Source organism: Psychrobacter sp. CX10 (assembly GCF_057621575.2).
In genome coordinates this window covers 1,446,089-1,472,897 of record NZ_CM177736.1, presented here as the reverse complement: position 1 = coordinate 1,472,897, position 26,809 = coordinate 1,446,089, and the positions used below count along the sequence as shown (strand labels likewise).

The 26,809-nt window shown below is 38.1% G+C and carries 21 protein-coding genes; 15 read left to right on the top strand and 6 right to left on the bottom strand.

Going from position 1 to position 26,809, the window contains the following annotated elements; genetic code table 11:
* Nucleotides 1-63 precede the first annotated feature (63 nt).
* Together AC21OH_RS05975 and purD are read right to left on the bottom strand one after the other, a co-directional pair.
* Nucleotides 64-1,527: an ABC1 kinase family protein gene (locus AC21OH_RS05975; RefSeq protein WP_487371238.1), complete on the bottom strand. Its 1,464-nt coding sequence runs from the start codon at nucleotides 1,525-1,527 to the stop codon at nucleotides 64-66.
* Nucleotides 1,528-1,800: 273 nt separating this feature from the next.
* On the bottom strand, nucleotides 1,801-3,078 hold the full coding sequence (purD, locus tag AC21OH_RS05970; RefSeq protein WP_487371237.1) for a phosphoribosylamine--glycine ligase: 1,278 nt from the start codon (nucleotides 3,076-3,078) through the stop codon (nucleotides 1,801-1,803).
* Between the two features lie 361 nt (nucleotides 3,079-3,439).
* Here purD and AC21OH_RS05965 point away from each other — a divergent pair, with 361 nt between their 5' ends.
* The 10 genes from AC21OH_RS05965 (at nucleotide 3,440) to AC21OH_RS05920 (ending at nucleotide 14,378) form a co-directional block, all read left to right on the top strand.
* Nucleotides 3,440-3,646 (top strand): DUF2905 domain-containing protein, encoded by a 207-nt coding sequence (locus AC21OH_RS05965; RefSeq protein ID WP_486535851.1) that lies wholly within the window; start codon nucleotides 3,440-3,442, stop codon nucleotides 3,644-3,646.
* Nucleotides 3,647-3,951: 305 nt separating this feature from the next.
* Nucleotides 3,952-4,707: a methionine ABC transporter ATP-binding protein gene (locus AC21OH_RS05960; protein ID WP_487371236.1), complete on the top strand. Its 756-nt coding sequence runs from the start codon at nucleotides 3,952-3,954 to the stop codon at nucleotides 4,705-4,707.
* Nucleotides 4,708-4,710: 3 nt separating this feature from the next.
* Complete coding sequence (locus AC21OH_RS05955) at nucleotides 4,711-5,394, top strand: methionine ABC transporter permease (RefSeq protein WP_487371235.1); 684 nt, start codon at nucleotides 4,711-4,713, stop codon at nucleotides 5,392-5,394.
* A gap of 198 nt (nucleotides 5,395-5,592) precedes the next feature.
* The gene (locus AC21OH_RS05950) at nucleotides 5,593-6,477 is read left to right on the top strand and encodes a MetQ/NlpA family ABC transporter substrate-binding protein (protein WP_487371234.1); all 885 of its coding nucleotides are present in this window, start codon (nucleotides 5,593-5,595) and stop codon (nucleotides 6,475-6,477) included.
* A gap of 433 nt (nucleotides 6,478-6,910) precedes the next feature.
* Nucleotides 6,911-7,822, top strand: a complete 912-nt coding sequence (locus AC21OH_RS05945; protein ID WP_487371233.1) for a hypothetical protein — start codon at nucleotides 6,911-6,913, stop codon at nucleotides 7,820-7,822.
* A gap of 123 nt (nucleotides 7,823-7,945) precedes the next feature.
* Nucleotides 7,946-9,118 (top strand): 3-phosphoserine/phosphohydroxythreonine transaminase, encoded by a 1,173-nt coding sequence (serC, locus tag AC21OH_RS05940; protein WP_487371232.1) that lies wholly within the window; start codon nucleotides 7,946-7,948, stop codon nucleotides 9,116-9,118.
* Between the two features lie 68 nt (nucleotides 9,119-9,186).
* Nucleotides 9,187-11,037, top strand: coding sequence for an extracellular solute-binding protein (locus AC21OH_RS05935; protein ID WP_487371231.1), 1,851 nt, complete (start codon nucleotides 9,187-9,189; stop codon nucleotides 11,035-11,037).
* A gap of 293 nt (nucleotides 11,038-11,330) precedes the next feature.
* Nucleotides 11,331-12,110 (top strand): hydroxyacylglutathione hydrolase, encoded by a 780-nt coding sequence (gene gloB, locus AC21OH_RS05930; RefSeq protein ID WP_487371230.1) that lies wholly within the window; start codon nucleotides 11,331-11,333, stop codon nucleotides 12,108-12,110.
* A 120-nt stretch (nucleotides 12,111-12,230) separates the two neighbouring features.
* Entirely contained in the window at nucleotides 12,231-13,301 is a 1,071-nt protein-coding gene (locus AC21OH_RS05925; protein ID WP_487371229.1) for a microcin C ABC transporter permease YejB, read from the top strand.
* Between the two features lie 63 nt (nucleotides 13,302-13,364).
* Entirely contained in the window at nucleotides 13,365-14,378 is a 1,014-nt protein-coding gene (locus AC21OH_RS05920) for an ABC transporter permease (RefSeq protein WP_487371245.1), read from the top strand.
* 168 nt (nucleotides 14,379-14,546) lie between these two features.
* Here AC21OH_RS05920 and AC21OH_RS05915 read toward each other — a convergent pair whose 3' ends face one another.
* Nucleotides 14,547-14,936: a hypothetical protein gene (locus AC21OH_RS05915; protein WP_487371228.1), complete on the bottom strand. Its 390-nt coding sequence runs from the start codon at nucleotides 14,934-14,936 to the stop codon at nucleotides 14,547-14,549.
* Between the two features lie 248 nt (nucleotides 14,937-15,184).
* On the opposite strand from AC21OH_RS05915, the gene AC21OH_RS05910 reads away from it, so the two are divergent.
* Nucleotides 15,185-15,859 carry an alpha/beta hydrolase gene (locus AC21OH_RS05910; protein WP_487371227.1) on the top strand — a complete coding sequence of 225 codons (675 nt, stop codon included), beginning with the start codon at nucleotides 15,185-15,187 and terminating at the stop codon, nucleotides 15,857-15,859.
* A gap of 67 nt (nucleotides 15,860-15,926) precedes the next feature.
* Nucleotides 15,927-17,021 (top strand): cell division protein ZapE, encoded by a 1,095-nt coding sequence (gene zapE / locus AC21OH_RS05905; protein ID WP_486535840.1) that lies wholly within the window; start codon nucleotides 15,927-15,929, stop codon nucleotides 17,019-17,021.
* A gap of 221 nt (nucleotides 17,022-17,242) precedes the next feature.
* Here the strand turns inward: zapE and AC21OH_RS05900 are convergent, their stop codons facing one another.
* Entirely contained in the window at nucleotides 17,243-17,752 is a 510-nt protein-coding gene (locus AC21OH_RS05900) for a hypothetical protein (protein WP_487371226.1), read from the bottom strand.
* A gap of 834 nt (nucleotides 17,753-18,586) precedes the next feature.
* Between AC21OH_RS05900 and aceE the strand changes: the two genes are divergently transcribed.
* The 3 genes from aceE to AC21OH_RS05885 all read left to right on the top strand — a co-directional run bounded on the left by aceE (nucleotide 18,587) and on the right by AC21OH_RS05885 (nucleotide 24,706).
* On the top strand, nucleotides 18,587-21,412 hold the full coding sequence (aceE, locus tag AC21OH_RS05895; RefSeq protein ID WP_487371277.1) for a pyruvate dehydrogenase (acetyl-transferring), homodimeric type: 2,826 nt from the start codon (nucleotides 18,587-18,589) through the stop codon (nucleotides 21,410-21,412).
* 60 nt (nucleotides 21,413-21,472) lie between these two features.
* On the top strand, nucleotides 21,473-23,326 hold the full coding sequence (locus tag AC21OH_RS05890; RefSeq protein ID WP_487371276.1) for a 2-oxo acid dehydrogenase subunit E2: 1,854 nt from the start codon (nucleotides 21,473-21,475) through the stop codon (nucleotides 23,324-23,326).
* 381 nt (nucleotides 23,327-23,707) lie between these two features.
* Nucleotides 23,708-24,706 carry an ion transporter gene (locus AC21OH_RS05885; RefSeq protein WP_487371275.1) on the top strand — a complete coding sequence of 333 codons (999 nt, stop codon included), beginning with the start codon at nucleotides 23,708-23,710 and terminating at the stop codon, nucleotides 24,704-24,706.
* Nucleotides 24,707-24,770: 64 nt separating this feature from the next.
* On the opposite strand, the gene AC21OH_RS05880 is transcribed toward AC21OH_RS05885, so the two are convergent.
* The gene (locus AC21OH_RS05880; RefSeq protein WP_487371274.1) at nucleotides 24,771-25,571 is read right to left on the bottom strand and encodes a TerD family protein; all 801 of its coding nucleotides are present in this window, start codon (nucleotides 25,569-25,571) and stop codon (nucleotides 24,771-24,773) included.
* A gap of 150 nt (nucleotides 25,572-25,721) precedes the next feature.
* Nucleotides 25,722-26,792 (bottom strand): helix-turn-helix transcriptional regulator, encoded by a 1,071-nt coding sequence (locus AC21OH_RS05875; RefSeq protein WP_487371273.1) that lies wholly within the window; start codon nucleotides 26,790-26,792, stop codon nucleotides 25,722-25,724.
* Nucleotides 26,793-26,809 lie beyond the last annotated feature (17 nt).

The following is a 26,809-nucleotide window of genomic DNA, read 5'->3' as shown; positions in this document are numbered from 1 at the left end:
TGCAATTTCACTATCAACTATAATCCTAAGTTATGACAGTAGTATAACTTAGAATTATTTTATTTAACGTGGCGTCGTATTGATAGGAACAAATTTACTGATGGTATCGTATGTATTAGTGCGGGCATCCAGAACAGTCAAAAAGGTATAAGCACCAATAAACTTACGGCTTATAAACATAAACTCTTTTGGAGGTAAGCTGAATTCTCTAGATTGCATCGCGTTACTTGAAGCTTCTATTAAACGTTTGTGCAAATTACTATTCGCCCAATGATAATAGCCTTCGTCATCTATAAGGTCATTGGCAGTTTGTGATTGTAGTTTGGGCGATCTAAAGGGTTCTGTCGCTAATAAAAATACGTCTGACATATTTGACTTAACTTCTGCGCTCATACTGTCAAAAAACTCATAACCCTGCATGGCATGAATCATCTGATCTTTATTATAATTAAATCCAGCTAACATTAAATTTCGCGCTATTTTTAAAAGATTTTCATCAAACTGGCGCATAGCTCCAAAATCTAATAAAATTAATTCATCTTTTCCATTGGGCTTATCTGCCGGTTCTGATCTTATCAAATAGTTACCAAAGTTTGGGTCAGTTTGCATTTCACCCCATACAAATATCTCATTCAACATAATATCAATCGCAGCTTTACCTAAGACATCGCGGCGTTGTTGAGATAATGCTTGTAGATTAGCGTCCGTAACCGGAACACCTTCTTCATAACTTAAGCACAAAAGCCTTTCGGTAGAATATTCTTCGAATACCTTAGGAACAACATAGCGCTCATCGTCCATTAGGCGGTGATAGAAACGGCTCGTAGTAGCCGCTTCAAGCTCATAATTTACTTCAACTTTTAGTAAGTCACTTATTTCATTAAACCATTCATCTAATGCTTTGGTTTGAGGTACCGCGTTGGTGACTTTTAGTAATTGTTTAAATAAGCTCAGGTCAGAGTCTATAGCATCAGCAACACCTGGATACTGTACTTTTAGCACCACTTCTTGTCCCGATGCTTTTATCTTGGCACGGTGAACTTGAGCAAGGGAGGCGGTACCAATTGGGTATTTTGAAATTTCAAGGTCATTAATACGATCACCAAGTTGCCGTCTTATCGTATACTCAACGGTAGACCAAGCCAAGCTTGCTGTACTATCATTTAAACGATGTAGGGCAGTGGTGATTTCAGGGTGTAAAAAATGCTCGCCATATAATGCCAACATCTGTCCAATTTTGACAACTGAACCTTTAAGCTTACCAAGCTCATCAGCAAGATAATTGGCCTGTTCTTTCATAAAGGCTTCATTTCTTGAAGCTTTTTGCTCTTTACTTAAAAACAGACCTGAAAAACTATTACCAGCCCAGCGGCGACCAAGGTTTAAGGATGTTTTGGCAATAGATAATCGTCTATCCAAACGAGTTGTTTTCAAGCTTTCCATTTCATTAGATGACGTAGAGGGCTGCGGGGTATTAGATTCGATATCTTGATTTTTAAGATCTTGAGTCGGTAACGAATTGGACATGTTTAAACCACAAAAGGTTAAGGCATCGGTTCAAATAACCAGACTAGTCTATTTTAAAGATGCATTAATTAAAATAGTACAAATAAAAGACGTACCATTATAAGATTTATAACTAAATAAGCAGCTTAAATGTTATCAGTTTAACGATGACTATATAAGAGCCTAATAAAAAAAAGAGCTTATCTATAAATTAAATTTAATAGCTATTGGTTTAAATGGCTAACGGTTTTGATAGCTATAGGCGGTTTTAATAGCTATCGGCGGTTTTAATAGCTATCGGTCTAACGCTCTATTACCTATATCTCGGCGATAATGAGCCCCATCGAACTGTATGGAAGCAGTTGTTTTAAGTGCAGTTTGCTGAGCGTTTAAAATTGTATCACCTAACGCAGTAATACAAAGAACACGGCCACCATTAGTGACAATATAATCACCATCTGTTTTGGTACCTGCATGAAATACCTTTACAGTGTCGCTGTCATCCAAGGGCGGCAACCCTGTGATAACATCGCCTTTTGAAGACGTTTCTGGATAGCCTTTTGAAGCCATTACAATACCTAATGCGGCTCGCTCATCCCAATCAGCTTCTGAGGGAAGATTACCTTCAAGACCCAGTTGTATTAATTCGACCAAAGAGGATTTTAAACGCATCATAATTGGCTGAGTTTCTGGATCGCCAAAACGGCAATTAAACTCAATAACGTAGGGGTCATCGTTCTCATCAATCATTAATCCTGCATATAAAAAGCCAGTGTAAGGATGCCCCGCGTCTTGCATGGCTTTGACAACAGGTTCAATCACCCGCGTCATCACTTTATGGTGCACTTTGTTGGTTACCACTGGAGCTGGCGAGTAAGCGCCCATCCCGCCGGTATTAGGTCCTTTATCGTCTTCAAAGGCACGTTTGTGATCTTGGCTTGAAGCCATTGGTAAGATGTTAGTACCATCAACCATACATATAAAGCTGGCCTCTTCACCTTGTAAGCACTGCTCAATGACTACTCGGCTACCTGCGTCGCCAAACTTATTATCTATGAGCATATCTTCGATAGCTTCGTGAGCCTGTTCTAAGGTTTCAGCAATAATAACTCCTTTACCAGCGGCTAATCCATCTGCTTTGATAACAATAGGTGCACCGTTTTCGTTAACATATTCTTTTGCAGGTTCAATGTCGGTAAACCCTTTGTATTTAGCAGTAGGAATGTTATTGGCTAACATGAATTCTTTAGCAAATGTTTTAGAGCCTTCAAGCTGAGCACAGTATTTAGAGGGTCCCCAAGTTGGAATATTCGCTTTTTTACAATCATCAACTAGCCCAGCTACTAGAGGTGCTTCGGGCCCTACAATGATAAAGTCCACATTATTGTCTATACAAAAGGTTATGACATCGTCATGGACGCTTGTATCTAAAGCTATATTTTGACATTTTGATTCTTTATTGGTACCGGCATTGCCGTTAGCAACATACACAGTGGCGACATTGGTGTCTTTAGCACATTGCCATGCTAATGCATGTTCGCGGCCACCTGAACCAATAATTAAAACATTCATAGATATCCTTAGTTATTGTTGTCGTTATAGTAATTAATACGGTTGTTTAAATAATTGACAACTGGTTTAAAACCAGTTTTTGCAAAGTGTTTGCATAAAATTCTATATAAACCTTAATACGCTTAGTTTAGCAAAAACTCAACATTGCGTGCAGGTTTGTATTTTCTAAATTTGTTACACTAAGCTATATTTAAATTCGCATGAATGCATTTTATAGATCTAAAACAGTTAGAACTTTGAAAAATCAAAATTAATAATTGTCATTACTTTTATTATGTTTTAGCTATATTAGCCGCATGGTAGTTATATTCGTCATATTGTCAGCCATTAATCCTAAATCATTATAAATGGAGTTGTTAGAATGCCAAAGATATTAATTATTATAGGCGTATTTTTAGTAGCGATTGGCATTATATGGACAATGTTCCCTAGTGCATTATCTTGGTTTGGCAAACTGCCTGGTGACATACGCTACGAATCTGGCAACACGCGTGTCTATTTTCCTATTGTGACTATGATTGTAGTTAGTATAGTGTTTAGTTTATTACTTAATATATTTAGACGGTAGTCCCGCACCTTCTTATCAGCGTAAGCATAAGTATCAGTATAAGTATAAGTACAAGTATAAGCTACATACATTAGCGCCCTCCTACCTCTACCTATTTCAAATCGTGCGAAAATAATTATACATCTAAGATTTTACTATAAATATATTCCAAAGCTGAATGACGTTATTAGCCTAAGCTAATGCTATTAAAGGCTTAATATGCTATATTACTGCGTTTCAAAATTGGCCTATTGTATTCAATCAACACAAATGACTGATTTAAATACAGTAGTAAAAAATAGTGTATGTAGATTAAAGTGTATGCCATGACAGATATGATTGTTCTAAATCAAGTTCATAAAAAATTCCAAACTACAAAAGATGGCAAACAACATTGGTTTACTGCTGTTGAGCCTATCTCATTAAACATCAGGCAAGGTGAGATATTTGGCCTAATGGGATATTCTGGAGCAGGCAAGTCTACCTTACTGCGTTTAATGAATTTACTTGAACAGCCAGATGGTGGGTCGGTGACTATCGATAATAAAGTACTGACTGATATGTCGCCTAAGCAACTGCGGGTAGCACGTCATAATGTGGGTATGATTTTCCAACAATTTAACCTTATGTCCAACCGTACTGTCTTTGAAAATGTCGCATTTAATTTAAATGTAGCCCGCTACCCTAAAGATCAAACTTACGATAGAGTCATGCAGTGTTTGGAGATTGTGAATTTAACAGATAGAGCGAATCATTATCCAGCGCAGTTGTCTGGTGGACAGAAACAACGGGTTGGTATAGCACGTGCCATTGCTTCGAATCCTAAAGTACTATTGGCTGATGAACCCACCAGTGCGCTAGATCCTCAAACGACCCGGGCATTATTAAGTACGCTTAAGGAAGTTAATGAAAAGCTTGGGGTAACTATTGTGATTGTGACTCACGAGATGAGCGTGATTAGGCGCCTATGTCATAGAGCTGCTTTATTGCATGACGGCAAATTATTGGAAGTTGCAGATATTGTGGATAATCAAATAATTGCAAACACTAAAATCGGTCGTGGTTTGGTTGTGGAGGATTGATAAATGTCTGCATTAAGTTTAAACGAAGCAACTGAGCGCTTGTGGGAGCTTCGAGAAGAGATTTTACAAGCCACAATTGATACGTTCATTATGCTGGGTATCTCAACACTTGCAGGGGTGGTAATAGGGGGATTGTTTGGTATATTTTTATTTTTATCAGGCGACAAACAGTTACTTGAAAATAAGGTTATATATAACATTTTAGGTGCCATTACTAACTTCATGCGCGCATTCCCGTTTGTAATCTTAATGATTGCAATGACACCATTCACAAAATCATTAATTGGTACCAGTATTGGACCAATCGCTGCGTCTTTTGTATTGGCCATTGCAGGCTCATTCTACTTTGCACGCTTGGTTGAGCAAAACTTGCGTGAAGTACCGCGCGGTATTATTGAAGCCACAGAATCAATGGGCGCCACACCTTTTACCATCATTAAAGTACTATTAACCGAGGCACGTTCAGGGCTTGTATTGTCCGTGACGATCTTATGTATCAGCTTACTGTCTTTTTCAGCAGCGGCTGGCATGATTGGCGGGGGAGGATTGGGTGATTTGGCCATCCGATATGGTTATTACCGCTACCAAACTGAAGTGATGATTTTTATTGTTCTAATGCTATCCCTATTGGTCGTGGGCATTCAAGGCTTCGGTAACTGGTTAGCGACCCGTCTTGATAAACGATAATAAGTAATTCCGGAATCAAAGATTTTATTAACTTTAAATTTAAAGGCCTCATTAAAAAGTATTTGATTTTTTAGTGAAAAATACTCATATGATCGTTAAAAATTATCATGAGTTTAGTCATAGGTAATAAGCAACTTTTAAGTTAATATAGCGTCATATTAAATTAGAGTAATCAAATCATAAACTTAAGGATTTAAAATGCAGTTAAGTGCTATTCGTAAACGTATCTATTTATCAGCTGTAATAGCAGGTATGTCTGCTATGGTATTAATCGGGTGTAGTGACAATGCTACCGAAGAAGCGGCCAATGTAGATGGTGTGAATACAGAAAAAACAACCATCGTTATTGGTACAACAGAAGGCGATTTTGCAGATATGGTACGTACTCAAATCAAAGTTGATCTTGAGGCACAGGGCTATACCGTGAAGTTGACTACATTTACCGACTATGTGCGTCCAAACTTAGCATTAGCTGAAGGCGATTTAGACATAAATGTTTTTCAACATAAACCCTATCTTGACACCTTTGCTGCAGAGAACAACCTAGATTTGGTTGAAGTATTCCAAGTACCTACAGCGCCTTTAGGTATATATACTGGTAAAAAATCCAGCTTAGACGATACTTATGAAGGTATGACAGTGTCAGCACCTAATGATCCGAGTAATTTTGCCCGTGCGTTAGTGATGATGGATGATTTGGGCTGGATAACCTTAAAGGATGATATTGACCCGCTAACCGCTTCAAAATCTGATATTGCTACCAATCCCCTAAATATCGATATCATAGAGCTTGAAGCTGCCCAATTACCGCGAGCTCGTGATGAAGTAGACTTTGCTGTCATCAATGGTAACTATGCGACCGACGCGGGTATTGATCTAACCGATGCGCTATTCCAAGAAAAAAGCTTCGCGTATGTCAATTGGTCAGCAGTTAAAGCGGAAGATAAAGATGCTAAGTGGTTAAAAGATGTCACTGATGCCTACAACTCTGATAAATTTAAAGCGTATGCGCATTCAACATTCCCTGGCTATAAATATCCTAAGATATGGGATAAAAACGTAGCCACTGCTGAGGCTCAATAATATTGAACTAATGCGAGGGCGTGTCTTCATTTTTAGCCACATATTCCACTTAAAGACTCGCCCTAGTTTTGTTTTATTAGTCTCACTAAAGAAGAAGACCAAGCTCAATTTGAATTGAACTTGGTCTTTTTAATAAGTCCTTCAATCGGTACATATTTAAACCATAACCAGTTCAATATGTACTTACTTTAATCTAAACTATAAATGACATCGTTTATATCGTTTAATCCAATCAAATTTGTTAAACTAAAAAAGTATATCTAATAGATAGTGCATCAATAGACAATTAAATCTAAAATGGTTACCAATCAACCGAGTGCAAGTACTACTATAGTAGGGCGAGCGAGGTTAACATCGTAACCGTTTAGTATTTTGCTGACTATATCTTAAATACAACTATTAATAACTGTTAGTCAAAACGCTTGCCAACCCTATGAAGATAACTGAATATACTAAAGATACAGTTACTAAAAATGAGTATCACCATGACGATGCTCATGGCGCTCGCATATCGCCATTAATTGCTCAACAACGCCACATATTGGTATTGATGGGCATTGATGTTTGGGCGAGTACTACCTCAACTACGCAATTTGTTGATGTAGATTCACTTATTTCGGATTTTCAGCCATCAGATGCACAGCCATTAGATGCACAGCTATCAGATGCTCTGATAGCAAACCATTATAATTCTAGCGCTCCTAATTTAGATAGCGCTACGGATGAAAAGCCTACTCAACCTAACCTATATTCTAACCAAATAGCTACAGAGACTAACTCAGAAAGTGATCATCACTCAAGCATAACAAGCTCGCCTATATTAAATCCTGATTCTTCTCAAGAAGTCACGGATAAAACTGATTCTCAAAGTCTAACGCTTAGATCAATAGAGACAACTGATACCCTTGATGCTCCTAAAACCTTTGACACCCCTGTTTCACGCACTTCGGTGGCACCGTTTGTAGAAGAAATGAGTTTGTCACAAGTGGCACCTTTTGAGGTTGTTGGTGTCAATTATAAAGGCAATATCATATTGGCTGATAATGCTGAAATAAGAGAAACTCAGTTGTCGCAATTATGGGAGAATATAACGTCTTCATTGTCTGTCACTCAACAGAGTCAAAAATTCCCAATTTGTGAAGGGATTACTGATAAAGAAGCGGCCAACGCAAGTGTTGCAGGGTTTATTTTCAAACTGTCTCAAACTGATGATAATAAGGTTATAGCAGCGACTGCGCTACCTGATTGTATTGAAATTGAAGGAATAACTCAGGGTCCTTACCTTAAAGATATGGTTGAGGATGGTGAGAATAAAAAAAAGTTTTGGCAATTTATCAATTCTTAATGGTATAGCTTTAGAATAGTTAAATAGATAGCTTAGAACTTGAATGTACGATAATTTATTAAAATGTCAGTTATTAGGGCCACGCCCTAAACCATAATTTCACCTTAATAGAGTTAGCAGCATATGACAAACGATAAATCGAGAAATCTAAAATCTACTATTAACAGCTCATTAGATAGCTCATTAAAAAGCTCTCAACGTGCGCACAATTTTTGTGCTGGTCCAGCAGCGCTTCCAACAGAAGTGTTATTAACCGCGCAAAATGAACTTATAGATTGGCACGGTAAAGGTGTGTCAATTATGGAGATGAGCCATCGAAGTAAAGAGTATGTTGAGGTAGCTGAACAAGCTGAACAGAGCTTGCGCCGGTTAATGCAGATACCCGATAACTATAAGGTTTTGTTTTTGCAAGGTGGAGCGACGCTTCAGTTCTCTGCGATTCCACTCAATTTAATGCAAGGTAAATGGGGTGATGGCTACGCTGATTATTTGACGACAGGTTCGTGGTCAATGAAAGCCATAAAAGAAGCTAAACGCTATAGTGCGTTGGGACTTGGGCAAGTGAATGAAGTGGCCAGCAGCATAGACAGTAACTATACTACAGTACCAGATACTCAAGACTGGAAATTAAGTAATAATGCTCAATATTTTCACTACTGCGCTAACGAAACGATTCACGGCGTTCAAATATTTGATCCTCCTAATGTGAGTGCACCGTTAGTAGTCGATATGTCTTCTTGTATTTTATCTGAACCTGTTGATGTTTCAAAGTTTGGGCTTATTTATGCAGGGGCGCAAAAAAATATTGGTCCTGCGGGTTTAGTCATCGTGATTGTTCGAGAAGATTTAATAGGTCAAGCTAGCGACTGGTGTCCTGCCTTATTAGATTATGAGAACCAAGCTAATAAAGACTCCATGCTCAATACACCAGCCACTTATTCGTGGTATCTAGCAGGGCTTGTATTTAAATGGCTCGAAGAACAAGGCGGTTTGGAAGCAATGGCCCAAATTAATCGTGAAAAATCAAAGCTTCTTTATCACACCATTGATACTCATGATTTTTATATCAACGAGGTAGATACTAGGTATCGTTCAATCATGAACATTCCTTTCCAGCTTCTAAATAGTGAACTTGATGCGCTATTTCTACAAGAAGCAGCTTCCAATAATTTATTGAATCTCAAAGGTCATAGAGATGTGGGTGGCATGCGTGCAAGCCTTTATAATGCTGTAAGCCTTGAGTCAGTAGAAGCACTATGTGATTTCATGATTAAATTTGCTAAAAAGCATTATTAATAATCTTATGATGCTGAGCTATTAAGATCAATTGAGATTAGAATGAACCCCCGTTTTTGGAGCATTTAGTGAGAATTAAAAAAATTGATTGGTTCTCAAACAAAGTTTTGATAAGTGCTGTCCTTAGTGCAGTGACTTTGTGTGCAGCGCCATCGAGTGCTGAACCGATTACGGTTGAAGCGTTAGCACATAATAGTGAGGCTCAATATGTTACTGCGCCACATCTTCCTTATGCCAACCCTTTAGCGCCAAAGGGTGGGACGTTATCTCTAAGTGCATTTGGTACATTTAATAGTGCAAATCCGTGGATGACGACGGGCATCGCCATGCGGGGTACCGAATACTTATACGATACGCTCATGACTGGCTCATTAGATGAATCTTTTGTGATGTACCCGCAGCTTGCTCAAAAGGTTACTTATGATCCTGAGGATACCAGCTGGGTGGTATATCATATTCATCCTAAAGCCAAATTTTGGGATGGTTCTCCTGTTACTGCACAAGATGTTGAAGCAACCTTTGATGCTTTATTGAATAAAGGGCTGATGCAAGTTAGAAGTTATCTATCTGCTATTGATAGCGTAGAATCGCTTGATGAGCACCGAGTAAAATTTAACTTTAAAAATGATGATAATAAAGAAGTTTTACTGACCGTGGGTCAATTTCCAGTTTTTAAAAAGGCGTCAGTCGATCAAGACTTCGAAACTTTATCATTAACACCATTGATGGGAAGTGGGCCTTATCAGCTTGAGCGTATCAACGAAGGTCAAAGTGTGGTTTTTAAGCGCGACCCCAACTATTGGGGCTATCAAGTGATGGCAAATATAGGCCGTTTTAACTTTGATATCATCAAATACATTTATTATGGGGGAAATGAGACCGCACTTGAAGGATTCAAGGTCGGTCAATATACCTTTCGTGAAGAGAATTCTGCCAGAAGATGGGTAACGGCCTATGATTTTCCAGCTGCTAAAGCTGGGCTTATTAAAAAAGAAGAGATAGCCTCTATGAACCCTGTTGTGATGCAGGGCATTGTTATGAATTTACGCCGAGATGTATTTAAAGATATTCGAGTGCGTCAAGCGTTAACTAAAGCTCTAGATTTTGAGCTGATGAATAAGACTTTATTTTTCGGTCAATACGAGCGTTTACAAAGTTATTTTCATGGTTCAGAGCTGGCAGCAACAGGTAAACCGAGTGATTCAGAGTATGCCGTGCTTAAACCGCTACTGCCAACGCTTAAAAAATTTCAAAAACAAGCGGTATTAAATGAATGGCAACTGGAGGAGTCAGATGGTAAAGGCTATCACCGAAAGGCATTACTAGAAGCACGCGCAAAGTTACTAGACGCAGGCTTTTATTATGAAAACATGAAGCTTTATCAGCCTAATGGCACGACTGCCAAATTAGAAATACTTATGACCGACAGTAACATGAGCCGAGTTTTGTTACCCTATATTCGCAATTTGAAAAGACTGGGTTTTGATGCTTCTTTAAGATTAGTTGATATGCCTCAGTACTTAGAGCGCTTGCGGCGTTTTGATTATGATATGATTATGAGTAGCTTCCCGCAAAGTTTGTCACCAGGTAGTGAACAAAGCTATTTGTGGGGTAGTGCGGCAGCAGACGAACAAGGAAACCGTAATTATAGCGGTATTAAAAATGAAGCCATAGATGATATTATAGCTAAGCTCACTTATGCTGACAGTCGTGATGAGATCGTGCTTTATACCAAAGTGTTAGATAGGTTGCTACGTGGTGGCTATTACATGGTACCAATGTACGGTACAACGCTAACCCGAGTTGCCTATTGGGATAAGTATCGTCATGTGGATAAGTTACCAGACAATGCTATAGGTTTGGATTATTGGTGGATAGATAAAACAGCTGAGAAGAATATTGAAAATTATTTAAATTAATAGAGTTTGCTGTAAATTGTGTTTGTTTTAAAGCATATTATTTATTAAGCGTATAAATTATAAAGCGTATTAATTATAAAGCGGGCTTGTTCATGGCGTTTTTGCTATATAGAGTGTTTGTTATAAATAGACATTTATAAACCGTGTTGGGTTTATAGGTAATTAAAATATTTAACCCTTTAGAAGTTTTAAGCAATTACTTAAATTTTCGCATATGCTAAAATCTCTAGTCTTAAATTAATTGATCTGAACAATAACTACGTATAAAGATTATAAATTTAATAGGATACTCTATGAGCATCATTATTACGCCCATTAAAGCGTTTGAAGATAATTACATTTGGGCATTGGTCAATGATTCCAATAAACAAGCGATTGTTATTGATCCAGGTCAAGCCGAGCCAGTTGCCAAATATCTAGACGACTACGATCTAGAATTAACGGCCATTTGGATTACCCATCATCATGCAGATCATATTGGGGGCGTGGCTGAGCTACGTGAGTTTTATCCCATGACTCATGTAGTTGCTGGATCTGATCACGAAATTAAGCCTGACCAAGTTGTAAAGGAGGGCAGTTCAGTAACCGTATGGGGATTCACTGCTAAAGTTTGGGCAGTTCCTGGGCATACTAAAAGCCACCTTGCTTATATTCTTGAAAAAGATGAAGAAAAACATGTATTCTGCGGGGATACTTTGTTTAGTGCTGGATGCGGACGCGTATTTACAGGTACGATTGATCAGTTGTTTGAAAGCTTTAAACGTTTTGATAAGCTGCCAGATGAGACGTTGTTTTATCCTGCACATGAATACACAGCGGCAAATTTAAAGTTTGGACTGAGTATCGAACCCAATAATAAATTTATGCAACAAACTTTAGATGAAGTTAATGAGCTCATTGCAGCTGGCAAACCCTCATTACCTGTCACACTCGATCATGAACGTGATGTTAACGTATTTTTAAGAGTCGATAAAGAAAGCGTCATCGAAGGCGTTAAGACATATCAGGTCTTACCAGATTCAAAACCTTTTACAGTATTTAGTGCACTTAGGTCTTTAAAAGATAACTTTTAAATGTTGAATGTTTAGCCTATTACCAATTAATAATTCAATGAATAAGTTTTACTTTCAGCTCTTAAATGTTGTTAACTCAATAAGTGTTGCATAGAATAGTTGGTCAAGGAAATAGAGTAAATGGGTCAATACATACTGAAAAGATTACTGCTAATCGTCCCTACTTTATTTTTGATTTTGTTAACCAATTTTATTTTGGTACAAGCTGCGCCAGGTGGCCCCGTTGAACAGCAAATTGCACAAATAGAAAATGCCAATTTTACGGGTGAGTCCTCAACCTCAGCTATGAGCGGCAATAATGTTCTTGAGAGCAATAGCTATCGCGGTTCAAGAGGGCTGTCTGATGACATGGTAGCGGCTATTAAAGCGCAATATGGTTTTGATAAATCTGCACCGGAACGCTTCTGGCTTATGCTTACTAATTACGCCAAACTTGATTTTGGTGACTCATTTTTTAAAGGCAAACCCGTAACAGAGCTTATTATTGATAAATTACCTGTCTCCATATCTTTAGGTCTTTGGAGTACCCTGCTTATCTATCTGATTGCAATACCTTTAGGTATTTTTAAAGCCATGCGCAATGGGTCAGGTATCGATAAAGCAACTGCCTTGTTATTGGCAATTGGTCACGCTATACCTGTCTTTGTGTTTGGGGTGATATTGCTGGTGTTCTTTGCAGGGGGTAGCTACTTGCAAATATTTCCGCTCCAAGGACTGGTTTCCGAGAATTTTGATCAACTTAGTTTATTAAATAAAATAAAAGATTATTTTTGGCATTTAACGTTACCACTTATAGCGAGTACGGTAGGCGGCTTTGCGGGGTTAACTTATTTGACTAAGTTTAGCTTTATGGAAGAGCTTTCAAAACAATATGTTCTCACCGCACGCGCCAAAGGTTTAAGTAATAACCAAGTACTATATGGCCATGTATTTAGAAATGCCATGCTCATCATCATTGCAGGGATACCTGCCGCAATTGTCGGCATATTCTTCACCGGTAACTTCTTAATTGAAATTATATTCAAACTTGATGGTTTAGGACTGTTAAGCTTTGAAGCTATTCAGCAACGTGATTATCCCGTTATCTTTGGTACATTGTTCATCTTTACTTTAGTAGGTCTGTTATTGCAGTTGATAAGTGATATTAGCTATCGCCTCATAGATCCTCGTATAGATTTTGAGGGCCGATAGATGCAAACAGTTTCAGAAGAACAGCGTGCGCAGTATGTCGATAATGCAACGATAAAACCTAGCATGTTAAGTCCTATATGGCAGGCACGTTTGGAGCGCTTTAAGAAAAATAGATTAGGGATGATTGCGCTTAGTTTGTTTATGGCAATATTCATTATATGTATGGGCGCAAACTTTGTTGCCAATGACAAACCTTTGATAGTTTCATACGACGGTCAACTTTATTTTCCTGTATTGAGCGCCTATCCAGAAACTGAGTTTGGCGGTGTATTTGAAACCGAAGCGAATTATAAAGACCCAGCCGTGCAATCATTGATTGAATCCAATGGTTTCATGATTATGCCGCCCATCGAGTTTGCAGATCAAACGCCAAGCGTTGAAATAGCACTGCCATATCCCGCCCCGCCTAATGCGCAAAACTGGCTAGGGACTGATGACACAGGGCGTGATGTATTAGCACGTATACTGTATGGATTACGCATTTCGCTATTATTTGGCATTGCACTGACCGTTGTTGGTTCGTTGATAGGGATAATGGTCGGAGCATTACAAGGTTATTTTGGTGGCTGGATTGATTTAATAGGTCAACGTTTTATGGAAGTGTGGGCAGGCTTGCCGCAACTGTTTATGATAATAATATTAGTCAGTTTATTCAGCCCCAGTATGTGGGTGCTCTTTGGATTGATGTTATTGTTCGGTTGGATGAGCTTAGTCGGACTGGTTCGGGCAGAGTTCTTAAGAGCAAGAAACTTTGATTATGTAAGAGCGGCGCGTAATTTGGGAGTTTCAGACTATCGGATCATGTTAAGGCATATTCTACCTAATGCATTGGCTTCAAGTTTATCACAGTTGCCCTTTATTCTAACAGCAAACATCATCGCCTTAACTTCATTAGACTTCTTAGGGTATGGATTACCGCCAGGGTCGCCCTCTCTTGGTGAATTGATGACTCAAGGTAAAAACAATTTGGATGCCCCGTGGTTGGCATTATCTGCATTTTTTAGCCTAACCATTGTGTTGTCTTTACTAATATTTATTGGTGAAGCTTTAAGAGACGCCTTTGATCCAAGACGCTAATAGAGTAGTATCACTGCAAAGATTCTATGTGTAAGTAGCAGCTATTTAAATTTAGCTACGAACAATTAACTGCTTATAAAGAGCTGTTACTTATTAATAGCTGCAACGTTTAAACAGCTTATAGCATTAAACAGCTAATAATTCGTATTATTTACTAACTATAAACTGTTATTGGCAACGAAACGTAATGGTATATTCATAATCATCATCACGAGATAAATCGGTTTTGCCAGTTCCTAAAACTACGCCCGCTATCGCGCCAACTAGATCAATCATACGACCCGTGCGTTCATCGAATACACCATTGTATTTTAGATCGTCTTCAACGATGATAGCTTGGCGTGAACGGCACGTTTTTTTAGCACTATCTAATGCATGTTCTTGCGCTTTAACTTTAGTTTGACCTATACCAGTCGTTTCAAATGTAGAATTAGCACGTTGTATCACTGGAGCTGAGGGTGTCGATTGACAGCCAGATAATAAAAGAGTGATGCAAACCGCTATCGCAGGAAGTTTTAATGTTGCAATCGTATGCTTAAATTCATATATCATAGTCATAAATACCTCAATGTTGAGTTAAAATCAGCTTAATGCCATTATTATAATATGGCATAGAGTTTTATTTATATAAATAGTGTTGAATTATTAATGCAGCATAGTTTCGAATAAATATTTTCGATGATACATCACTTAATAGTAAATAGGTTTTTATAAACTTGTACCAGTAACAGTGAGTAACCATTCCTAATCTAAAGCTTTGGTAATATAGTTGGCTTTAAATTTAAATCATTCAAGTAACCGATATTATGACAAATAAAATTAAAAGAGAACTTATTGCAGGGCCAGTAGGTCAATTAGAAGTAGAAGCTTTGTGGCAAAATAATAATCCTAATGACCCAGACACAAAGGTAATTGCCCTTTTATGTCATCCAAACCCTCGTTTTGGGGGCACTATGAAGAATAAAGTAGTGACGACAATGTTTAACTTTGCTCGTGATGAGGGAATGCACGTCATAAGGTTTAACTTCAGGGGCACGGGTAAATCAACTGGTGAACATGACTTTGCTAAAGGTGAGATTGAAGATGCCATGGCTGTATTGCAGTGGGCGTATTCTAAGACATCTGCCCGTAAATTATGGCTGGGTGGGTTTTCCTTTGGGGGTTATGTTGCCGCTAGAGTTGCTGAGCAAATGATGGTCACGCCGCATATTTGGGGGCTAAGTGATATGACGCTTATTAAGGTCGTCTTGATGGCACCATCGGTAGAAAATAATGATGCATCAGATGTTATGTTACCAACTAAAAAAACCATCCAAATTTATGGCGATGCAGATGATGTCATTGACCCCGATATCATGCAGAAATTTGCTGATAATAAGGAAATTCAAACGTATGTTATTAAAGGGGCCAGTCATTTTTTCCACGGTCAATTGACTGATATCAAAGACTTATTAGAACGCCATGCCCGATATACCCCATAGCTGCACCTATCAAGGGCATACTGAATATTTTACTTTTACTACTTAAAAAAATTACGGTAATTTAACCATGAATAAATCCCCATTAGAGAGATATAAAGCTGCCGTTGCCACCGATGAATTTAATCATGATCCAATCCAACAAGAGGCTATGGAATATCTTGATGAGGTGTATAACAAGCTCATAGAGAATTCAGGCGAGAAAAAAGGATTATTTGGACTGTTTAAATCTGCGCCAACTCCGCCCAAAGGGCTATATATGTGGGGCGGGGTAGGGCGGGGAAAAACATGGATGATGGATATGTTTTTTGAAGCTGTACCTATAGAGCGAAAAATGCGCATGCATTTTCATCATTTTATGCAAAGAGTGCATAAAGAGCTTAATAAACTGCAAGGAAGTAGTGACCCACTTGAAAAGGTTGCAGACATTATTCACGGCGAGGCAGTTCTTATATGCTTTGATGAATTTTTTGTATCAAATGTCTCTGACGCGATGATTTTGGGCGATTTGTTTACCATGCTGTTTAAACGTGGCATAACCTTAGTTGCAACGTCTAATATTGAACCATCTGGACTATATAAAGATGGACTTCATCGTGACCGCTTTATGCCAGCGGTGCATGAGCTTGAAAAACACACCACAGTAATGAATATTGATTCAGGTATTGATTATCGACTACGACTATTGCAACAAGCTGAACTATATGTCAGTCCTCTTACTAAAGAAAATAGTCACTGGCTTGCAAACCGCTTTACCTCAATAGCGAATAATCAAAAAATCTCAGAAGATCCTATAGAAATTAATGGGCGTCAAATTACGATCAATGCACGTACAAAAACCGTCTTATTTTGTGACTTTAGACAGTTATGTATGGCGCCGCGTTCTGCGAATGACTTTATCGAGATTGCCAATAATTTTTCAACTGTATTGGTTGATAATGTACCGGCTTTAAACGATTTACTACGAGATCCGACACGCCGATTTATTTATATGGTTGATGAGTTTTATGATCGCCGCGTTAAGTTGTTGGTAAGAGCGGAGCAATCAATTTTAGAGCTTTATGACGGTGAAAAGCTAGCTTTTGAAATTGAAAGAACGCGATCTCGTTTGCTTGAAATGCAATCAGAGGATTACTTAAAATTAGAACATCGTTTAGATACATAATAAGCCTGACTCAATATGCCCGACTCAAATAGTATTCAAATACAGTTAGTACGATTTAAAAGTTTGGCTTATTGACTTATTTGGCAGTTGTTCAATTTGGCTGTAGATATAATTAACTATTGTTTTGATTAACAGCTGTTTTTAAATAGCTTCGATTCAAATACTTAATTTATCCATTTGTTGTATGTTCTATGGTTAATTATAGTTTTAAATAGGACGTTCTATTTAACGATTGTGTTAAAAGCGACATCGACGCACTTACGAGGAGGAATATATTTTATGTTCCATCGTAGAGATTTGTAGTCTGAAAATGGTGTTTCCTCAAGTTTGCCATCCACACGTCTCATTAAAGGTATGTCCATATAGTTTCGATAATCTATGGAGCCTTGCGCACTTGGTGGAAAAGCATGACCTGTGAATTCAGTATTGGTAGGAATAGGTATTGTTACGGAGGTGTTCCTTAGAGCATGATTGTGTGTGTTTTGATAAGTTGCTTTGTATTGAATAATGGCACCAACGTTTGCAGTTCGTACTGGCACATACACCATTTTTCCCTCGGCATTTTCAACCAGTTTTTTCGCGGTGATGACCATATCTAATGCTTCAACTGAATAAGCAGCATTAGAAAAAACAACACCAATAGTAAGTGCCATACATCTATATAGAAATTGACTATTTATAGTTGAATTAATGTGTTCAAATTTGTCCATCGTAAGATATCTATGCAACAAAAAAACTCCTTTTTGATGTATTTCACATCCTCATTTAGCATATTATTAAACTTGTTTTATTAATATGCCAAATCTTTATGAAATTATTATCTATAGCCGCGAACATATATAGTCGGAGCGAGGTTACTAAAAGTTATTCTGTTAACCTCGCTTAGCCGACCCATTAGTATTTGCATTAGGTTGCCTTGTAATTTTATAAAAGCTCGAATAATTTAGTCTTCAATAATACGTAAGTTTTATGCCATTACCAATACAAACCCATTAATGAATCATCTGCTGTAAATTTAAAGTTAAATTTATTCATATTTAAATTATTGTCATTAAATATTAGCGCAAAGTTAATACAATTACATCTAACTTTTTTATAATTACAATAAATTTTCATTATTTCTTAAATAAATGAATAACTTTTTATCATTTCTATGGGTTGATAGCATTGCTTCAATATTTGACGTTATACTAATAACGAATTACAACTGTTAACTCAACCTTGAGATAGGTAAGTTTATACTTATTAAAGGGTCTAGGTGAATATAGTATAAATTTATAGAGTTATAAATGTGAAAGGATTAGAAGTAGTTAAATATAAATGGTCTTAAATTAGAACTTAAGTATATTAGCAGAGATTTAATCAACGATTATTATCACTCGATATAAACTCGACTTTAAGCACTATACACATTAATAGGTAATTGACTTAGAAGAACCAACTAAAAATAAATTAGTTTAAAAAACTATCTTATAAAAAAATTAATTTGTGACCTTTAACCCAACTTAACTTGTGCCTAACTAATATAAAGGCGAGCAAATAATATAAGCCAAGGAATTTTAATTATGAATTATTATAACGATGTTGATAGCAACGAAACCCAAGAGTGGCTTGATGCTTTTGAATCTGTTATCAAGCATGCTGATAAAGACCGTGCACAGTTTTTATTAAAAGCGTTATATAACATGGCGGTTCAAGAAGGATTACCTTTTAACCGCCTTGATACTGCATATTTAAACACCATACCTGTTGAAGACGAACCTATTTATCCAGGGGATTTGTCTATTGAGCGTAATATCAGAGCTTTAATACGTTACAACGCATTAGCAATGGTGATGCGCGCCAACCAAAATGAAGATGATCTCGGTGGCCACTTAGCAACTTTCGCATCTAGTGCGACCTTGTATGAGACAGGGTTTAATCACTTCTTTAGAGCAGCGAGTGATCATTTTGGTGGGGATATGGTGTATTACCAAGGTCATTCGGCGCCAGGTATCTATGCCAGATCCTATTTAGAAGGACGTCTAACTAAAGAGCAGGTCGTTAATTTTAGACGTGAAGCAGACGGCAAAGGGTTATCAAGTTATCCGCATCCTTATTTAATGCCTGACTATTGGCAATTCCCAACGGTTTCGATGGGCCTGGGTCCCATTATGTCTATCTACCACGCGCACGTACATAAATATTTAATTAACCGTGGTCTTTTAAAAGAGGAAGGTCGTAAAATATGGACTTTCTTAGGTGATGGTGAAACGGATGAGCCTGAAAGCTTAGGGGCAATTTCACTTGCAGGACGAGAACGTCTAGATAATTTAATCTGGGTCATCAACTGTAATTTGCAGCGTCTAGATGGTCCTGTTCGTGGTAATGGCAAAATCATACAAGAGCTTGAATCTGTATTTAGAGGCGCGGGCTGGCGAGTTATTAAAGTTATATGGGGTGGCCGCTGGGATAGTCTATTAGATAAAGATGAGTCAGGAGCTCTCAAAAAACGTATGGAAGAAGTGGTCGATGGCGAGTATCAATTATATGAAACCCGTGATGGCGGATTTGTTCGTGAGGCATTTTTTGGGAAATATCCTGAACTCAAAGAGATGGCAGACAAATATCTAACAGATGATGATATCAGACGTCTAAACCGCGGTGGCCATGATCCTATTAAAGTCTATGCCGCCTTTAGTGAAGCAATGAAAACTCAAGGTCAGCCTACCGTAGTATTGGTTAAAACTGTGAAAGGATATGGTCTTTCGTCCCAAGCTCAAGCGGTCAACAAAGCGCATCAGATTAAAAAGCTTGATCAAGAAGGGTTAATGTACTTTAGAGATAGATTTCATCTGCCCTTTACAGATGAAGATTTAGAGTCCCTACCTTTTTATCGTCCTGATGAAGACTCTGCTGAAATGAAATACCTACGTGGACGCCGTGAAGCTTTGGGCGGACATCTACCTAATCGGCGTAGTGGGCATATTCCCTTAGACATTCCAGAGTTGTCAATGTTTGACAGAGTACTTAAAGGGAGTAATGGTAAAGAGCAATCTACGACCATGGTGTTTGTACGCTTATTGGGTATGATGCTTAAAAACAAAAACATTCAAGACAGAGTTGTGCCTATTGTTCCTGATGAGGCGCGAACATTTGGTCTTGAAGGTATGTTCCGTCAGCTTGGTATTTACTCTTCTGTCGGGCAAAAATACACCCCAGAGGACAATGATGCTTTAATGGGCTATCGGGAAGCTAAAAATGGTCACATGCTAGAAGAAGGCATTAACGAAGCTGGCGCGATGAGTGCATGGATTGCGTTAGCAACCAGTTACTCTATTAATGCTCTACCTATGATTCCTTTATATATTTATTACTCCATGTTTGGTTTCCAACGTGTGGGCGACCTTGCTTGGGCCGCGGGTGATTGCCAAGCTCAAGGTTTCTTATTAGGGGGAACGGCGGGTAGAACGACATTGAATGGTGAAGGTTTGCAGCATCAAGACGGTCATTCTCATATATTATTTAGCACCGTACCTAACTGCGTGTCCTATGACCCATGTTTTGGTTATGAGCTTGCAGTCATCATTCATGATGGACTGCGCCGCATGTACGCTGAAGGTGAACGAGTGTATTACTACATAACCCTAATGAATGAGAATTATGAACATCCTGCTATGCCTGAGGGCGTAGAAGAGGGCATTAAGCGCGGTATGTATTTGCTTGAAGACAATAGCACTGAAAATGCACGAACCCATGTTCAGCTATTAGGGTCGGGTGTCATATTGCGAGAAGTACAGAAAGCTGCACGTATTTTGTTAGATGAGTTTAATATCAGTGCCAATGTTTGGAGTGTTACGAGCTTTAATGAATTAACACGTGAAGGTATGGCATGTGATGACTATAACCGATTGCATCCAATGGAAGAGGAAAAAGTACCTTGGGTCACTGAGCAATTAGCCAAACATGAAGGCGTTGTGGTCGCAGCGACAGACTATATGCGCAATTTCTCAGAGCAAATAAGAGGATGGTTGCCTGATAATCGTCCATACACTACCTTAGGAACGGATGGGTTTGGTCGTTCTGATACGCGTGAAAATTTACGTAGTTTTTTCCATGTCAATGCTGAACATATCGTCGTAGCTACCTTGAAATGCTTAGCAGATGAAGGTGAAGTAGATATGCGTTTGGTTAAAGATGCTATTACAAGCTTAGGCATTGATGTTGACCAGCCTCCAGCATGGCAGCCTCAGCCTCAGTACGATCATTTCCCTGATGCGCCTGCACCTGATGAAGACGAAGTGAATCCTAATCCAGTTCCTGATTTGGTAGAAGAAGACGATGATGAGATTGATAACGAGGGTAAAGCTGAAGATCTAGCGGACGCTGAGTTATTGGATGATGATAAATGAAGCTATTTAAATAATTATACCAATAGGCTGGAATAATAATGATTACGCTGGAGATAAGACATGGAAATTAAAACCCCAGATTTAGGTGTTGAAAGCGCCGAGGTAAGTGAAATATATGTATCAGTTGGTGATGTTATTGAAGTTGATGATCATATACTTTTGCTTGAGTCGGATAAAGCAGCAGTTGAAGTACCAAGTACAACAGCTGGTAAAGTAACACAAGTTTTAGTGTCAGAAGGTGACTCAGTCAGTGAAGGTAGTGTTCTAATAGAATTAGAAGAAAGTGCTGACTCAGACTCTGAGGCTGACTCTAAAGATATCAATGACAATAGTGATTTCAATAGTAATGAAAATGACTCAATAAATGACACTGAAGATAAAGTTGATAAGCAAAATAAAGGCTCAAAAAGTACTCATAACACAATGTCAGATGTGAATGATAGTAATGAAACCGTTTCAGAGTCATCACTGCAAGATCAGTCTGAAAGTAAAACTTTTGCTTTACCCGATTTAGGTGTAGAGGAAGCCGACGTTGCAGAAATTATGGTCAGTGTTGGTGACTCTGTAGAGTCTGAACAATCTTTACTACTAATTGAATCTGATAAGGCGTCTGTAGAAGTGCCTTCACCCGCTTCTGGCACTGTGGAAGAGATTCTAATAGCGGATGGCGATAGTGTCTCAAATGGACAAGATTATATTGTTATAAAAGTAAGGGGCAGCGCTGCTGATGACAATGAATTATCTTCAAAAGAATCTTCTAAACCATCCTCCAAAGAAACTGCAAAAGAGAGCGATAAAAAGGGAGGTTCTGATTTAGACCAAGCAGCTGATGCGAACTCTAAGCCTACTCAATTAGGCTATGGTGACTCAACGTCTAAGAACAAAGAGGTTAAGACGTTTTCTAGCACAAATACTTCTGGCACTGATAAAGGCACTAGATCGGGTGGTTCGCATAAATTGAGCGAATCAGAGGTGAATGCTAAATTAACAGATGTGTATGCGGGTCCAGCTGTGCGTAAATTGGCCCGTCAGTTAGGCGTTGATATCACACAAATTGAAGGATCTGCTCTTAATGATCGTATCGTTAAGGAAGATCTATTTAATTATGTGAAAACGCATATGGTCGATACGAATGATACCGGTTCGAAATCTTCATTAAGCCGTGAGAGTTCGGCTTTGCCTAAGCTTCCTGATATGAGTAGGGAGGAGATTTGGGGCGAAATTGAAACCATAGACTTAAGCCGCTTGCAAAAAGTCTCAATACCTCAGTTAACCTACAATACGTACTTGCCGCAAGTGACACAGTTTGATTTATCTGATATTACTGAAACTGAAAAACTGCGTAAATCGCTCAAAGCTGAGTTTAAGGCAGAAGGAATTGGGCTTACTATTCTTGCATTCATTGTTAAAGCTACTGCTTATGCGTTAATGCAGCATCCTAAGTTTAATAGTCATCTAAGTGATGACAACACACAGATTCATATTAGAAAAACCGTTAATATGGGTCTGGCAGTGGCAACGGATGATGGTCTCATAGTGCCTGTTATCAAAGATGCGCAAACTAAAGGCATTAAACAAATTGCCGTTGAAATTGGCGAATTAGCTGTAAAAGCACGTGATAAAAAATTAACGGCGAAAGAGTTGCAAGGTGCAAGCTTTACTATATCTAGCCAAGGTAATCTTGGCGGCACTTACTTTACGCCTTTGGTGAACTGGCCACAAGTTGGTATTATGGGTATATCTGAAGCGACTATGCAGCCTCGCTGGAACGATGATAAGCAGAAATTCAAACCGCGTCTGATGCTACCTCTGTCTTTATCTTATGATCATAGAGTCATTAATGGTGCAGATGCTGCAGTTTTTACTAGATACATCGCAAGCTTACTTTCAGATCCTAGACGCATATTATTGTAATGATATAAATAGCAGTACTGGTCAGTAGGTAGAAGATTTTAGTGATTAAATTATGGCTTTATCAATAAAGCTATATATGAGTTAACCTATAAAAGTAAAATTACTAAATTTAACTATCCTAAATGTTTTTACGTCAGCCTATAATTATTAAACTGATCGATATTAAAGTTCTTTTATCATGACCCTAATCGCTATTGGCGGTTAGGGTTTTTATGTCATAAATTAGTAAAAACTCTAAGGCTACTCTATAATAAAATGAATGATATTTATTATTAAATAGTTTCAACTTGATAATGTAACGTTTATTTCATTAAGTAATTAACGTTACCAGCTTTACCCACATAATTATTAACTCTAAAAATAGATAAGCCAAATATCAATATGATAAATAACAAACTATATCAACAATTTAGAGAGTCCGTTTACGATATTATTGAAAATGATGCTTATCAAACTCCATTAAGTAAATATGTAGACAAGTTTCTAATATTATTGATATTACTCAATGTATCGGCAGTAATTGCAGAATCAGTGGACCGAATTTATTTCCCGCATCAACATTTTTTTGAAGTATTCGAACAGTTCTCTATTGCTATTTTTACTATGGAGTACTTATTACGACTATGGTCTGTAGTTGAGGAAAAAGGTGGTGATGCTGATCCAAATTTATCAAATTGGCGCAAAAGATGGATCTGGATACGTAGTCCTGGCGCTATTATTGACATCATATCTATCTTACCTGCATTTATAAACTTCTTCGTTACTGTCGATTTACGATTCTTACGTGTTTTAAGATTATTTAGACTCTTAAAATTAACCCGCTATTTCACAGCGATGAGAATTTTATTGGTGGTATTGAGTAAAGAGAAAGAATCGTTTAAAGCGGTTGTTTTTATTTTAATCATTATGATAGTAACGGCTTCAAGTGGCATATATGTGGTAGAAAACCAAGCACAGCCTGAGGTATTTGAGTCTATACCAAAATCTATGTGGTGGGCGGTTGTAACATTAACCACGGTAGGCTACGGTGATGTAATTCCTGTTACCACACTGGGTAAGTTCTTAGGTTCCGTTATCACGATATTGGGGGTAGGTTTAGCCGCGTTACCTGCGGGTATTTTAGCCTCTGGTTTGGCATCAGAACTCGAACAACGCCGTGAGCTTCTTGAACAGCGCTTTAAGGAGATGTTAATTGAAGATGAATATATTGACTTAATTAAAGACAAGTATCAAATTGAACGCTTGAGACGGGAAGTTGGGCTAGATAAAGACCAAGCCGAAGAAGTTATAACCCAGCTATTACGAGATCAAGAGTATGAGTTTAAAATAGCGGAAATCGACAAAAAGAACTATTGCCCTCATTGTGGCGAGCATTTATAGCGTCGAGCATATACATAATTGCCCAATTAAGATTGACCAAATAAGATTGAACAACTAATTTAACTTAAACCCCATATAATCTTATAAGCTCTGCATGCACCTGATTCTCAATGTTATCCATATCAGCGCTACTTAAAGGCATATTCTTTATCGTGAATCTCCAATCATCAAATTCGCGACTTAGTAATGCCACGCACAGAGCGACTTTGCTTGATACAAGCAGTTTGAGGTCATAGGAATATATCTCATTACCTTCATCATCACTGATATAAATATTGCCTCGATCGATTTTATTTAAGGCATGGTTCTTATAAGACGAGACAACAAACGCAATATGTGTGGCAGCGCTGCCAAGCCTAGATAAGCGCAGCTCAATAGTTTCAACATCTATATTACGATCAAGCTTTGCAGCATCGCCTCTATCATTACCATTCAAACTGTCCCCCTGGTGGCGTATAGCCCCTGAGACATCACGTAATTTTTTAAACCATATCGTATCTAAAATTTTTAATTCTTTATCAAAAACCAAACACGATAAATCCAAATCCATGTTCTCTGTTTTACCTTTGATTTTATTAAGGATACCAGACTTGGCAACTTTGGTATTTTTAAAATTTAATCCAAACAACAACGTGCTGTTATGGATAGGTAATTCGCATAATAAGCTTGAAGTATTATGCGTGTCTATTAAAGTTTCAGTAGGTTTTCCATCAGCCATATCTGTAGAGAGATCAGTAGCGGGTTCTATCGGTTTATCAACTGTTACTCCATCAGCCTGAGGTTTATTAACCATAAGATTTGGATCAGAAGTATGCTGCGGTTTGACACTTTTAATGGTGTTTAGGGTGGGGTTTGAAGCGTCCAAGTAAAACTCCCTAATATGGTCGTAGAAATGAGAATAAAGTTAGGTTTTGAAATAATTGTTAGAAACAATTCTTAATTATACCTTATGGTTTGAATCAAAAGAGTATATCACTATACAATTAACTCTTAATAGAAAGTATGTATATAGTATTTAAAGCGTTTTATCAGATTTATCTACTTTATTAGCTTTGTCCGCCTTGATAGGATTATCTTGTTTAACAGCATGTGATAAAATTTTTGGCTCAATATGAATCAACTTTTTACCAAATCCGCGTAACCACCAAACAAGCTGTGAGGTAAGGTTAATCGTTGCCGTTATGGTCTGAGTGTTATTAGAGTCATCTTCATACACTTCCTGATCTTGACTCAATCTGCTTTCAGTTAAGCTTGTACCCGCCTTACCATCAAACACAAGCTTGATTTTGGTGTTTTTACCATGATTGGGTAAATCATTGAACAAATAATACGCAAACCCCATCCCACCAGAATCAAGATACGTTGAGAGTTCAAAGTCTTTTGGAATGATAGCAGGTTTAGCATCCTCAATTGTGACTTCAATAAAACGGTGTAGTGCAAAGGTTCTTATAATCTCTTCTTGATCTTTGACTTTGGTTGCCAATAAGTAAATAACCACTCCGCGTTGAACAATGGCAATGGGGTTTAGATAGTATATTCCGGGTTCTTCTTTATCACGGCGCGTATAAAGAGCCATGATTTGACGCTCATAAAATATTGCTTGATAGATAGCATCTTTACATTCGCGGCACATCTCAGGGGCGATTAAGGGCTGGGTGGCGGGTTCTATACGGACTCTATCAAGCCAGTTATGTGAGACCTTACTGTCCTTAAGTTGTCTTCTGGCAAGGTCGAACCAAGGGAATAACTCATCTAAAATCGCAGGGGGTAAAAGCTGTAATAGGTTTGCCTCAACCATATTAAAAGCAACGGCTTGCGATAGGTTCATATGCGGCAAGCTTTGCACAGGTGCGTCTTCTTTCCAGCGCCAACCTTGAGGATTGGCATTATTTTTTTCTATCGGAAAGCGTTTTGATAAAGCATTTAGATCGCGCTGTACGGTGCGAAGGCTCACATCAAAATTGGCTAGGCTCAGCTGCTCATGCAAATGATGAGTGCCGCGCCAATTTCCACGTTCTAAAAGATTAAGCAGTTCCCATTGTCTTGCGGTTGTCGCTGTACTGTTACTAGAGCCGTCCTTTGTCATAATAATATCAGCCATTA